Origin of the sequence: Nonomuraea guangzhouensis, assembly GCF_019396345.1 — a bacterium.
Lineage (GTDB): Bacteria > Actinomycetota > Actinomycetes > Streptosporangiales > Streptosporangiaceae > Nonomuraea > Nonomuraea guangzhouensis.
Genome location: NZ_JAHKRM010000040.1, coordinates 108,518 through 120,085, shown reverse-complemented (window position 1 = coordinate 120,085; position 11,568 = coordinate 108,518). Strand labels below are relative to the sequence as shown.

At 68.6% G+C, this 11,568-nt stretch carries 12 protein-coding genes; 6 read left to right on the top strand and 6 right to left on the bottom strand.

Translation table 11 applies throughout. From position 1 onward, the window contains the following. Nucleotides 1-204 precede the first annotated feature (204 nt). Both KME78_RS53705 and KME78_RS53700 read left to right on the top strand, forming a co-directional pair. Nucleotides 205-702 (top strand): hypothetical protein, encoded by a 498-nt coding sequence (locus KME78_RS53705; protein ID WP_219537774.1) that lies wholly within the window; start codon nt 205-207, stop codon nt 700-702. 115 nt (nt 703-817) lie between these two features. After that, nucleotides 818-1,210, top strand: a complete 393-nt coding sequence (locus tag KME78_RS53700) for a hypothetical protein (RefSeq protein ID WP_219537773.1) — start codon at nt 818-820, stop codon at nt 1,208-1,210. On the opposite strand, the gene KME78_RS53695 is transcribed toward KME78_RS53700, so the two are convergent. The 3 genes from KME78_RS53695 to KME78_RS53685 all read right to left on the bottom strand — a co-directional run bounded on the left by KME78_RS53695 (nt 1,207) and on the right by KME78_RS53685 (nt 4,963). Then, nucleotides 1,207-2,403 carry an SMI1/KNR4 family protein gene (locus KME78_RS53695; RefSeq protein ID WP_219537772.1) on the bottom strand — a complete coding sequence of 399 codons (1,197 nt, stop codon included), beginning with the start codon at nt 2,401-2,403 and terminating at the stop codon, nt 1,207-1,209. The genes KME78_RS53700 and KME78_RS53695 overlap by 4 nt on opposite strands. A gap of 56 nt (nt 2,404-2,459) precedes the next feature. Continuing rightward, nucleotides 2,460-3,653, bottom strand: a complete 1,194-nt coding sequence (locus KME78_RS53690; RefSeq protein ID WP_372455123.1) for a YbfB/YjiJ family MFS transporter — start codon at nt 3,651-3,653, stop codon at nt 2,460-2,462. Between the two features lie 143 nt (nt 3,654-3,796). Continuing rightward, the gene (locus KME78_RS53685; RefSeq protein WP_219537770.1) at nt 3,797-4,963 is read right to left on the bottom strand and encodes an LLM class flavin-dependent oxidoreductase; all 1,167 of its coding nucleotides are present in this window, start codon (nt 4,961-4,963) and stop codon (nt 3,797-3,799) included. Between the two features lie 106 nt (nt 4,964-5,069). Between KME78_RS53685 and KME78_RS53680 the strand changes: the two genes are divergently transcribed. Next, a complete protein-coding gene (locus KME78_RS53680; RefSeq protein WP_219537769.1) occupies nt 5,070-5,819 on the top strand; it encodes an SDR family NAD(P)-dependent oxidoreductase in 750 nt (249 codons plus the stop codon). A 321-nt stretch (nt 5,820-6,140) separates the two neighbouring features. Here the strand turns inward: KME78_RS53680 and KME78_RS53675 are convergent, their stop codons facing one another. Further along, complete coding sequence (locus tag KME78_RS53675) at nt 6,141-7,358, bottom strand: ABC transporter ATP-binding protein (protein WP_219537768.1); 1,218 nt, start codon at nt 7,356-7,358, stop codon at nt 6,141-6,143. 170 nt (nt 7,359-7,528) lie between these two features. On the opposite strand from KME78_RS53675, the gene KME78_RS53670 reads away from it, so the two are divergent. Further along, entirely contained in the window at nt 7,529-8,617 is a 1,089-nt protein-coding gene (locus tag KME78_RS53670) for a LacI family DNA-binding transcriptional regulator (RefSeq protein WP_219537767.1), read from the top strand. Nucleotides 8,618-8,908: 291 nt separating this feature from the next. On the opposite strand, the gene KME78_RS53665 is transcribed toward KME78_RS53670, so the two are convergent. After that, nucleotides 8,909-9,394, bottom strand: coding sequence for a glutathione peroxidase (locus KME78_RS53665; protein ID WP_219537766.1), 486 nt, complete (start codon nt 9,392-9,394; stop codon nt 8,909-8,911). A gap of 187 nt (nt 9,395-9,581) precedes the next feature. Here KME78_RS53665 and KME78_RS53660 point away from each other — a divergent pair, with 187 nt between their 5' ends. Then, complete coding sequence (locus tag KME78_RS53660; protein WP_308127481.1) at nt 9,582-9,989, top strand: aggregation-promoting factor C-terminal-like domain-containing protein; 408 nt, start codon at nt 9,582-9,584, stop codon at nt 9,987-9,989. Nucleotides 9,990-10,326: 337 nt separating this feature from the next. Beyond that, complete coding sequence (locus KME78_RS53655) at nt 10,327-10,848, top strand: aggregation-promoting factor C-terminal-like domain-containing protein (RefSeq protein ID WP_219537765.1); 522 nt, start codon at nt 10,327-10,329, stop codon at nt 10,846-10,848. A gap of 20 nt (nt 10,849-10,868) precedes the next feature. Here the strand turns inward: KME78_RS53655 and KME78_RS53650 are convergent, their stop codons facing one another. Next, nucleotides 10,869-11,513, bottom strand: coding sequence for a TetR/AcrR family transcriptional regulator (locus tag KME78_RS53650; RefSeq protein ID WP_214636128.1), 645 nt, complete (start codon nt 11,511-11,513; stop codon nt 10,869-10,871). Nucleotides 11,514-11,568: the final 55 nt, after the last annotated feature.

The window sequence follows — 11,568 nt, the reverse complement described above, 5'->3', positions numbered from 1 at the left end:
CGCGGCGCTCTTCCTCACCACCGAGGCGGTCATCGCCGAGAAGCCCGAGAAGACCCCTGCCGCCCCGGCCATGCCGGGTGGCGGAGACATGGACTTCTAGGCCGGGTCGCCCGAGAGCCGGGTAGTCCTAGCCGGCTCTCGGGCAGGTGGGACAATAGAGGTGTCCATCCCCCTTGGCGAACATTCCAGAAAGGGGAGGCGGCCATGGCGACCATCGCTCATCACCCGGCGACCGGCGCGGAGCCCGCCGCCCTGCGCCTCGGCGCAGGACTCATGGCACTGGCCGGCGTGGCCTTCATCGGCTACGCGGTGATCTTCTTCGTCCGCAACTTCACCGGCGGGTTCCTGGAGCTCGGCATCGGCCCGAACGAGGTTGACGTCGGCCGGGCCCAGGTGCTGGCGTTCAGTCCGGAACTGTTCAGGTATATGTCACACCTGCACATCGCCCTGTCGGGGTTCATCGCGTCGACCGGGCTGGCCACCGCGGCACTCGCCTGGTTCGGGGTCAGGCACGGGCTGTGGTGGGCGTACGTGACGGCGATCGTGGTGCCCGTACTGGCGCTCATCATCGCCCTGCCCGCGCACTACCCGTACCATCTCGCCACCGTCGGCCACCTGGGGCTCATCTACGTGGCCACCGGCATCTTCGTCGCCGGCGCGCTGGTGGCGCTCAAACCGATGCTGCAGGCGCGACACACCTGATCCGCAATCTCAAAGATTCCCACCTTGTCGGCAAACTGCGGGAATTCCCGGTTGTCGTGCGCGAAGCGCGGGGTATCCACGAGTCCAGATATCACTCCGCACAAGGTGGCAAATCATGGCGTCCACATACGGCACCGACCAGGTCGATGGCACGTCCGGCATCGCGTCAATCGAATTCATCCAAGAAGACTCCGTCAAGAGCAGCGGCGAATTCGGCAAAATCGTCCGCTCGGGCGTCCCGTCGAGCACGTTCTGGCACTTCGTCGACTTCAGCGGGAGCGGGCCCTTCGCCCACAGGGAGTCTCTCGGCACGGATAAAGTCAATGCATTCTCCCAGGTAGCCGTCTCGATGACCGAGCTCGACAGCGACGGGAACCCATTTCTGGGAAGCGCCATAATGACGGTGAACAACGTCGTCCCACGCGCCAACGGCGACATCATCGTGCGTGGACACATTCACTGGGACAGCACTCTGCAAGTCCGACTCAACTACATCATCGTCAACTAGTCTCGCGTGCGGACGTCCCAATCGAGCTCATCGGCTACTGTTCTCGGTTTCCAGTAGCCGATGGAGCCGCCGTTCTCCAGGGCGTCGGCGGTGGCCTTCAGCAGGGCGTAGTACGAGCGGATCCGGACCCCTCCCGGCGTGAAGCTCATGTTTCCTTCGTGATCGGTCTCGCCGACGTCCCGCTGCACCGAGTCGATCACGAGGTGGTCGCCCATTCCGTCGGCGCCGAACGGAAGCATGCGTCCGTCCCACCACTCCGATCGAGGATCGGCCATCTCCCCTTCCTCTTCACCGTCGATCTCGCACAGGCTTCGCCACGTCTCACGGATCCGTTGGAGACTCAGGTTCTCGTTCCCCAGGAAGCCGAAGGCCCAGGTGTCGTCCACTACGGCGGCTCCATCGTGTCGCAGTAGTGAGGCCCGCAGGTCGCCGGGGAATCGCAGGCCCGTCTCCGCCTCCGCCGCCGCGATGCTCGCCGCCTTTCCGGGCTTGCCAAGCGTGCGATAACTCCTGGGGGCGTGGACCTTGAGCCATGCTTCGATGCGTCGCCACTGCCGGTTCACCGCCCGGGTCGTCTTGGCGTCGAGCGTCCGTACGCGCGGGTTGCGGATCACGGGCCGGCAGTCTGCGTCGAGGCTCGGCTGGGTGGCGGGGACCGGCTCTTCTGCCTCGACCTCTTGGGCGGGCTCAGGGTAGTAGGCGTCGTCCGAAGCGGGCAGCTGCAATGGCTCGGCGACCCGGCAGCCTGCGGCGAAGCAAGACTCGTACGAGATCTCGCCGGAGGTCTCCAGCCCGGAGTCCTTGGAGAAGGCGGCGGACTCAAGGGCTTGCGAGCCGAGGGCCAGCAGGCAGAGCGCGAGTCCGGCGGCTCCCCAGCGGGTGAGGCGGCGTCGGGTGGCTTCGTCCAGCGGCTCCCCTTTCCGGCCACCTCCTCCGAAGATCATTTGGACCGCGGGGCGGTCGAAGATGGACGGCTCGGCGGCGTAGCGCTCGAGGTCCTCAGCGGTGGGGGTGCCGAGAATCGGGACCGGAGGCCACTGCGCTACCGAGGCTTCGGAAGCCGCCGCGCTCGGCTGGGCCACCGGCCGAGGCGTCGAACGGCGGCGAGAACGCACGATCACCGCGACCGTCGCCGCCAGAACGGTAGCCGCAAGCGCGAGCCATAACCCGCGAGAGGTGATCAATCGCCGCACGTCCGGCAGGGTACCTTCAATCGGACCACACAGAGATCAAAAAGCCGTTCTCGTGCTCAGTCGGGAGTTCGGGTGGGGCTTGAAAGTACGGCAGGTGGGGCCTGAACCTGTGGAAACCGGATCCACACCCCGATGACCGCGAGTACGGCGGCGAGGACCACGGCGCCGCCGAGGAGCAGGGCCTGGCGGTAGCCGTGCTGGAGCAGCGGAGCGGCCAGCATGGGACCGAGGATCTGGCCGGCGCTGTATCCGGCGGTGAGCAGGGAGACGGCGCGCGGTCCCTGGAGGTGGGTGCCGATGGCCAGCGAGAGCGTGCTCACTCCCATGAACGTGCCGCCGAACAGCACCGCCGAGATCAGCGCCGGGGCGACGCCGCCGAGGAGGGCGGGCAGCGCGACCCCGATGACCTGAATGGTCAGCGCCGCGAACAGCAGAGACGGCCGCGACCAGCGGTGCGCCAGCCAGGCCCACAGAGCGCTGGACGGCAGGGCGGCGAGGCCGACCAGGATCCACGCGCCGCTGCCGACCGGGCCGGGGATGCCCTGTTCGATCGCCGCGACCAGGAAGGTGCCGGCGATGATGTAACCGATGCCTTCGAAGGTGTAGCTGCCGAACAGCGGCCAGAACCACCGGCGCGTCCTGGGCCGGTCGACCGACACCGCCTGGTCGGTCGAGGCCGGCTGGTCGGTCGAGGCCGGCTGGTCGGTCGAGGCCGGCTGGGATACGGGAGTCAGCCCCCACGCGGCGACGGCCAGAACGGCGGCGAGGGCCGCGCAGCTCCACCACGCGGCCTGCCACGTGGTCGCGGACCGCAGGAGGAGCACCAGGAGGCCGGACAGGGCGATACCGGCGCCGACTCCCCCGAAGGCCCACCCGGTCAGGTGCTGCACCTGACCGCGCAGCCGGGTCAACGCCGAGCTGACGGCGATCACGAAGATCAGGGCGCTGGCCACGCCGGCGATCAGGCGCAGCCCGAACCAGACCGCGCCGTCGCGGGTCACCGGCATCAGGGCCAGTGTCGCGATCAGGACGACCAGCGAGCCGCGCAGCACGATGACCGACCGCACCAGAGCGGGAACGAAGGTGCCCGCGAGCGCCCCGGCGAGGTAGCCGATGTAGTTGGCCGTGGCCAGCGACGCGCCGAGCTCGGCGGACAGCCCGGCCTGGGCGTGCATCAGCGGCAGGATCGGGGTGTAGACGAACCGCCCGACGCCTATCCCGGCAGCCAGTGCCGCCGCCGCCTGCCCCACGATCAGCCACGGCGACCGCCCATGGACCGAGGTGGAACGGGTGGTCGTACGCACGTCCTTCTCCGATCGCCGGCTGCCGTCCCAGGCTAATCACCCCCGGACAGGTGGGATCACCCGGGTCCGCCGACGACCTTCGATGCGGATCAGTCCTTGATGTTCGCCTCGGACTGGTACTTGTTCATCATGTGGGTGACCGCTGCCAGCTGCGCCTCGGCGTGGCCCTCGCGGACCGCGCTCGCCCGGTCCCGCGCGTCCAGGGTCGGCTGCGCCTGGCCCTGGAACTCGGGCATCACGTGCTGGGCGATGAGCTCGTAGGACCGGTTGGTGGCCGCCGGGTTGGCCCAGTCGTGCGCCATCAACAGCATCGCCCCGAAGCCGCCGGACTGGTCGAGCAGCCGCCGCACCTGGGCCTTCGCGTCCTCGACGGTGCCGATCACGCCGATGCCGGACTCCCGGACGAAGTCGATCATCTCCTTGAGGTCGCCACCGGCCACCGCCATCTGCGGAAATGCCGCCACTTTCTGGAAGTACCGGAACCATGCCTCGATGCCGTACTCCACGTCCTTGACGGCCTGCTCGCGGGTCTCGGCCACGTGCATGACGCCGACCAGCCGCCAGGCTTCGCGGTCGACGGTGGTCCCGTACGTCGCGGCGCGCTCCTCCATGACGTTCCAGTGGTGCGCCAGCGCGTCGAACCCGTCGGCGGTGAGCGTGGCACCGATCGACAGCAGCCCGAGGCCGTGGCGTCCGGCCAGGCGCGGACCGGTCGGCGAGGCCACCGCGGCGACGGCCACCTCGAACATCGGGTCGCTGTACGGCCGCAGCTGCAACCGCGCGTCGACCAGCGTGTGCGTACGGGTCCGCGCGGTGATGCTCTCGCCCCGCAGCAGCCGCAGCACGATGTCCAGGTTGTCGTCGAGCAACTCGCGGGTGTCGGTGGGATCCAGCCCGATCATCGCCGAGTCGGTGGGCAGGGAGCCGGGACCCACCCCGAGCATGATCCGCCCGCGCGTCAGGTGGTCCAGCAGCACCATGCGGTCGGCCACCCAGAGCGGGTTGTGGTACGACAGCGAGGTCACGCCGGTCCCCAGCCGGATGTGCCGGGTCCGCTGCGCGGCGGCCGCGATGAAGATCTCCGGCGCCGCGATGATCTCAGAACCGGCGGAATGGTGCTCGCCGATCCACGCCTCGTCGTACCCCAGCCGGTCGAGATGCTCCATGAACGCCAGATCGCGCTCGATGGCCAGGGTGGGATTCTGACCCGCGGTATGGAAGGGGGCCATGAAGACGCCGAAACGAAGCCTGCTCACCGCTGCTCCTCGCGATCTCGACTATGGCTTCAGTTCACTCGAGAATGTCGCCCGCGGCAATATGGCCCGGCCAGGCGGTGGGCAGGAGAAGGGCTAAGGTTCTGGCATGCCTACCGCATTGATCACGGGCGCGACCGCCGGCATCGGCGCCGCCTTCGCCCGCCGGCTGGCCGCCGACGGGTTCAGCCTGGTTCTGGTGGCTCGCGACGAGGCCCGGCTGAGGGAGGTCGCGGGTCAGCTCAAGCTCAGGTACGGCGTGAACGTCGAACCGCTGCCCGCCGACCTGGCCACGGACGACGGACTGGCCCGGGTCGAAGCGCGGCTGCGCGACGGGGTCGATCTCCTGGTCAACAACGCCGGGTTCGGCCACCCGGGGAATTTCCTGGAGGTCTCCGTCGAGGACGAGACGCGCATGCTCAAGCTCCACTGCGAAGCCGTGCTCCGGCTGACGCTGGCCGTGCTGCCCGGCATGCGGGAGCGCGATCGGGGCGCGGTGATCAACGTGGCCTCCGTCGCGGCCTTCTTCACCCGAGGCACCTACAGCGCCTCCAAGGCGTGGGTGGTCAACTTCAGCGAAGCGACCGCGTCCGAAGTGGCCGGTCCGCGGATCAAGGTGATGGCCTTGTGCCCCGGCTTCGTGCGCACGGAATTCCACGAACGGGCATCGATGGACACCTCGCAGATCCCCGGCTTCCTCTGGCTCAAGGCCGAAAACGTGGTCAACGCGGCCATGCGCGACCTGGCCCTGGGCAAGTGGGTGTCGATCCCCGACGTGCGCTACAAGACGATCGTGGCGGTCGGCAGACTCATCCCCCGCAGGCTCATCGGCAACAGGGGAGCGAAAATCGGCCGTTAGAAGCCGTTGGAAGACGCGGGCTGAAGGCTTCAGCGCGGGTGGGTAAGCGCGGGCCGTAACGGCGGGACGTCGCACCCGGTTCAGCGGCCGTCTCCCTGGACAGAGCCCGGCCAGGTACGGCGTTTGGCGTCCAGTGGGCTTGCCGTACAGGAAAGAAAAGCGTCTCGCGGGACAGCAGAAGAAGAGAAAGAGATCGGGCCCCCACCGCGGGAGGGGGTCGCGGTGGGGGCCCAGGCGGTCGCGAGCAGGCTCGCGACCGAGATTGGATGCGGGAGGCACCCGTCGGTCGCGAGCGGGCTCACGACCGGGATTCGGTGGAGATCACTTGCCGACGTTCGCCTCGTGGCCGATGGCCAGGCCCGAGGTGGGGTCGAAGAAGTGCATGTTGTGCGTGTCCAGCACCAGGTCGAGGCTCGAGCCCGGACGCGCGTGGCTGCGGGCGTTCACGCGCGCGGTCCACAGCGACTTGTCGCCGAGCAGCGGCAGCGCCGCCTCCTCGTCGTCGCCCGTGTCGGCGGCGGCGACGGTGTCCTTGTGCTCGACCGGCGGGGCGTCGATCAGGAACAGCACGTTGATCTCGGAGCCGAGCTCCTCGGTGACCTCCGCCTTGACGGGCAGCGTGGCCCAGCCGTTGGCGTTCTGGCCGGCCGAGGCGGCGTCCTCGAAGTCGGACGGGCGGATGCCGAGGATGACCTGCTTGCCGATGTACTGGTCGAGGCCGGGCTTGTCGGTGAACGTGGAGTCCGGGATCTCCAGCCGGATGTCGGCGAACGTCACGGCGGCGCCGCCGTCGCGGACCAGCTCGGCGGTGACGAAGTTCATGGCGGGCGAGCCCATGAAGCCGGCGACGAACAGGTTGACCGGCTTGTCGAACAGGTTCTGCGGCGTGTCGACCTGCTGCAGGATGCCGTCGCGCAGGACGCAGACGCGGTCGCCCAGCGTCATGGCCTCGACCTGGTCGTGGGTGACGTACACGGTGGTGACGCCGAGGCGCTCGTGCATCTGGTTGAGCGAGGCGCGCATGGAGACACGGAGCTTGGCGTCGAGGTTCGACAGCGGCTCGTCCATGAGGAACGCCTGCGGCTCACGGACGATGGCGCGGCCCATCGCGACACGCTGGCGCTGACCACCGGACAGGGCGGCCGGCTTGCGCTTGAGGTACGTCTCCAGGCCGAGCATCTTGGCGGCGTCGTTGACGCGCTTCTGAATCTCCGGCTTGGGCATCTTGCGAAGCTTGAGGCCGAAGGCGAGGTTCTCCTCGACCGTCATGTGCGGGTACAGGGCGTAGTTCTGGAAGACCATGGCGATGTCGCGGTCCTTCGGCGGCAGGTGGTTGACCACCTTCTCGCCGATCGCGATCTCGCCACCGCTGATGTCCTCCAAGCCGGCGATCATCCGGAGCGCGGTCGACTTACCGCAACCGGAGGGGCCGACCAGCACCATGAACTCGCCGTCCTTGATCTCAAGGTTGAGCCCGTTCACAGCCTTCACGCCACCGGCGTAGATCTTGTCGACATTGGTCAGAACGATGGATGCCATGACATTCCTTCGCGCTCCCGGGTGGTGGCCCGGATGTTGTGCGGGGGGTACCCACTCGCATGGATACGTTTTCAAGCATCTCACCCGAAACGGACAAGGGTGTCAAGAGAGCAGCCGATGTTGGTGGTACGGGCTTCCAGTGAGACGGAAACCATGATGGAATCGTTTCCATGGAAGTGAGGCGGGCGACCATCAAGGACGTGGCCGAGGCGGCCGGTGTGGGCGTCGCGACCGTGTCCCGGGTCCTGTCCGGCGGCTCGGCCAGTCCGGAGACGCGAGAGCGGGTGCTGGCCGTCGCCGCCCACCTCGACTACCGCCCCAGCGCGCTCGGCCGCAACCTCCGCCAGCGCCGCACCGGCGGCATGGGGTTGTTCGTGCCCGACCTCACCGACACGTTCTACGGCCAGCTGGCCGAGGGGGTGCTGGCCTGCGCGCGCTCGGCCGGCGAACCGGTGGTGCTCGGCTCGACGGGCGACGATCCCGAGCAGGAGGCTGAGCTGGTCGGCATGCTGCTGGAGCAGGGCGTGGACCGGGTGATCGCGGTCCCGTCGGGCGGCGCCGAGACCTGGGGCCCGGCGATCAAGGCGGGCATGACGGTGGTCTTCGCCGACCGGCTGCCGTCCGACCCCTCCACCGACGTGCGGCCCCCCTCTCCCTCCGATGAGGGTTCTGGGGCGGCCTCGGTCTCCGACCTCATGCTGCTCGACGGCCTGCCCCCCGCGCCGCGTGCCCGGCCGCTGGACGTTCCCGCCGTGCTGGCGGATGACCGGGCCGGCATCCGTACGGCGGTGCGCTACCTGAGAGGGCTCGGCCACCGGCGGATCGCCTTCCTCGGCGGCCCGGGGCACGGCAGGCGGGTGGCGGCCTTCCGCGAGGCGGTGGGCGCGCCGGTGGACGAGGGGCTGGTGGTGTTCGCCACGGGCAGCCGCGACTCGGCCTACGCCGCCGCCTCCGGGCTGTTCCAGAGCCGCCCCGACCTGACGGCGGTGGTGACCGGAGGCAACGTGCTGGGCGAGGCGGCCGTGCTCGCGGCCAGGGAGCTGGATCTGCGGGTGCCGCGCGACGTGTCGCTGGTGATGTACGACGACGTGCCGTGGGCCGAGCTGTGCTCCCCGCCGCTGACCGTGATCGCCCAGCCAGGCCGCGACATGGGCTACCGCGCGGCGGAACTGGTGATGCGGGCGGGCAGCAGACGACCCCGCAGCGTGCTGCTCCCGACAGAGCTCATCGTCCGCGGCAGCTGCGGCCCGCGCCACTAACCGCGCTTCCGCACGCACCGCTTCCACACGCACCGCTCCGTCACCGACACCACGAGCGATCGCCGCTTCCACCCCCGGAAAGACCCGCGCGGACGCCGCTCCGGCTCCCCAGAAGGACCCGCACGATCACCGCCCCCGCCCCCGGAAGGACCCACGCGGACGCCGCTCCCGCCCCGGAAGGACCCCGCGCGGGACCGCTCCGGCTCCCCAGAAGGACCCCAGCCGAAGTACGGCGGGGAGTGCGGAAGCCTGGGTCAGTCGTGGTGACGTGCGAAATACAGGACCGTGCCGCTAGACGAGCTTCTCGATCGCGCCGACGACGGCCGGGTCGTCCGGCGTGGTGCCGGGGCGGAAACGGGCGACCACGGCGCCGTCACGGTCGACGAGGAACTTCTCGAAGTTCCACTGGATGTCCCCACTCGCGCCGTCGGCGTCGGGCGTCTCGACGAGCTCGCCGTAGAGGGCATGCCGGCTGGGACCGTTCACCTCGGCCTTCTCCAGCAGCGGGAAGTCGACACCGTACGTGGTGGCGCAGAACTCCTGGATCTCCTCGGCCGAGCCGGGCTCCTGACCCATGAACTGGTTGCACGGCACGCCGACCACGCTGAACCCGCGCTCGCCGTACTGCCGCTGGAGCTCGACGAGACCGGTGTACTGCGGGGTGAGGCCGCACTTGGAGGCCACGTTCACGATGAGCAGGGCCTTGTCGCCGACGAGTTCGGCGAGCGTGGTCGGGGCGTCCGCGAGGGTGCGGACCGGGATGTCACGAAGACTCATGATCCGACCCTACAGAACGCCTCCGCCCACAGTTTGTGATGCAGTCCACATTTTCCGGACATTTCCCCTGAACAACCATAAATCGTGATCTTTACCAACGATCTACCTTTTCATGGTCAATTCGCGGTAAATCGGGCGAGTAGGGCAGGGTGGCGCGGTCCCCCGAACCCATCGAAAGGGAATCCGCATGCCCATGCTCCGCCGTACCAGCGTCTTGATCCTGTCGGCCACGCTCGTGGCGACAGGCGGCGCGACGGCCGCACAGGCGCAGAGCTCCCAGGCACTCAAGAGCGCGGTCGCCAAGAACAAGGCGATCGCCAAGCCCATGGTCAGCAAGCGTGGCTGGAACAGGGCCCAGTTCCGCTGCCTGGAGCGGCTCTGGTCGAGGGAGAGCGGCTGGAACCACCGGGCCGGCAACGGCTCGGGCGCCTACGGCATCCCGCAGGCGCTGCCCGGCCACAAGATGTCCACCAAGGGCCGCGACTGGCGCACCAACCCGCGCACGCAGATCGCGTGGGGCCTCGGCTACATCAAGCAGCGCTACGGCTCCCCGTGCCGCGCGTGGGCGCATTTCCGCTCCCACCACTGGTACTGATCCAAACCCCGGACCCGCCCCCGTTTTCGCGAAAGGCACGGTCAACCCGCGAACGGGCCACACCATGGCGGTCCTGCGAGAACGCTAAATATCCCCAGCAACCGCGCCAACGTCTCCCCAAAGCCAATCACTGAGAGTGATGAACGGTGACCGTCGGTAATAAAAACCGGCTAGAGGAAACGTCGTGGAGCCCTCCGGGCCGCCCAGCACTATCGGGCGTCAACGGAAGCCCGGGGGGCCGCGCGGACCCTCCGCGTCCGAGCCACGGACGCGGACCGGCAGGGCGCCGGGGAAGCGAGAGCGCCCGTCCGCACGCGACCCGACAGCTAGGATCGACATGGACAGCACCCGCGCCCTGCGCTACACGTTCATCACCTTGACCGTGCTCACGACCGTCACCGGGCCTTCGACGCTCGCCGGAGCCGCATCAGAACCGCGGATATTCGAACTGCGGACCGCGAAACCGCGGATATACGAGGGCTCGTGGCACGCCCCCGTGATCAGGACCAGGACCTGGACCACCGCCGCCAAGCCGAAGATCAAGGCTGTGCCGAGCAAGACCAGGAACAAGGGCATCGCCCTGGACCAGGTCGTCCAGCGGGCCTGGTCCTACCAGGAGTTCCAGTGCCTGGACAATCTCTGGACCAGAGAGAGCAACTGGAACCATCGCGCATATAACAGCTCTTCAGGCGCCTACGGCATCCCCCAGGCACTCCCGGGAGGGAAGATGCGAGGGGCAGGCCCGGACTGGAAGTCCAACCCCGAGACACAGATCCGCTGGGGCCTGACCTACATCAAGGGGAGATACGGCAGGCCGTGCGGCGCCTGGGGCCACTTCCGGTCACACAACTGGTACTAGAGAGACGAGGGCATCCGGGATCACCGGGTGCCCTCCCTCTTCGGCAGCACCGCGATCGCCTGGATCAGCAACTCGACGCCGAAGTCGAACTCGGCGTCGTGGTCGCAGCTGGCCAGCAGCGGCGCCAGCCCGCTCACCTCGGGGAACAGCGCCGGATCGACGTCGTCCGGGTTGACCATGTGCCGGTGCAGCGGGGCGAACGTGGGCGTCACCCCGACCTCGCGCAGCAGCGAGCCCACGATGTAGGCGATGAACATCCGCAGCACCCGCACCGCGTCGACCCCGTCGAACCCGGCGCTGCGCAGCGTGGCCAGGGCCCGCTCGACCGGCAGCAGCCCGGCGTTCGAGTGGAGCTGGCGGCTGACGACGAGCATCGTGGAGCGCGGGTGGCCGTGCGCGATCTGGCGGAAGGCGCGGGCCTGCATCCGCACCCGGTCGGTCCAGTGGGCGTCGGGATCGTCGGTGAACTCGATCTGGCTGAGCACCGCCTCGGCGACACCGTTCAGCAGGGCGTCCTTGTTCGGCACGTGGTTGTAGAGCGACATCACGCCGACGCCGAGCTCGGCCGCGATGCGCCGCATGGACACCGCGTCGGCCCCCTCGCGCTCGATGAGATCGATCGCCGCGGCGACGATGCGGGTCCGCGAAAGAGGCTCGGTGGGCATAGCTCATTCTATTGACGGACGTACGCCGTACGTGCAAGCCTCAATCAGGACGTAC

Bases quoted from the DNA above. Each gene is read 5' to 3' on its own strand.
- KME78_RS53680 (WP_219537769.1), top strand. From the start codon at position 5,070: ATGCCTACCGCATTGATCACGGGCGCGACCGCCGGCATCGGCGCCGCC.
- KME78_RS53700 (WP_219537773.1), top strand. From the start codon at position 818: ATGGCGTCCACATACGGCACCGACCAGGTCGATGGCACGTCCGGCATC.
- KME78_RS53650 (WP_214636128.1), bottom strand. From the start codon at position 11,513: ATGCCCACCGAGCCTCTTTCGCGGACCCGCATCGTCGCCGCGGCGATC.
- KME78_RS53705 (WP_219537774.1), top strand. From the start codon at position 205: ATGGCGACCATCGCTCATCACCCGGCGACCGGCGCGGAGCCCGCCGCC.
- KME78_RS53660 (WP_308127481.1), top strand. From the start codon at position 9,582: ATGCCCATGCTCCGCCGTACCAGCGTCTTGATCCTGTCGGCCACGCTC.
- KME78_RS53655 (WP_219537765.1), top strand. From the start codon at position 10,327: ATGGACAGCACCCGCGCCCTGCGCTACACGTTCATCACCTTGACCGTG.
- KME78_RS53675 (WP_219537768.1), bottom strand. From the start codon at position 7,358: ATGGCATCCATCGTTCTGACCAATGTCGACAAGATCTACGCCGGTGGC.
- KME78_RS53670 (WP_219537767.1), top strand. From the start codon at position 7,529: ATGGAAGTGAGGCGGGCGACCATCAAGGACGTGGCCGAGGCGGCCGGT.
- KME78_RS53665 (WP_219537766.1), bottom strand. From the start codon at position 9,394: ATGAGTCTTCGTGACATCCCGGTCCGCACCCTCGCGGACGCCCCGACC.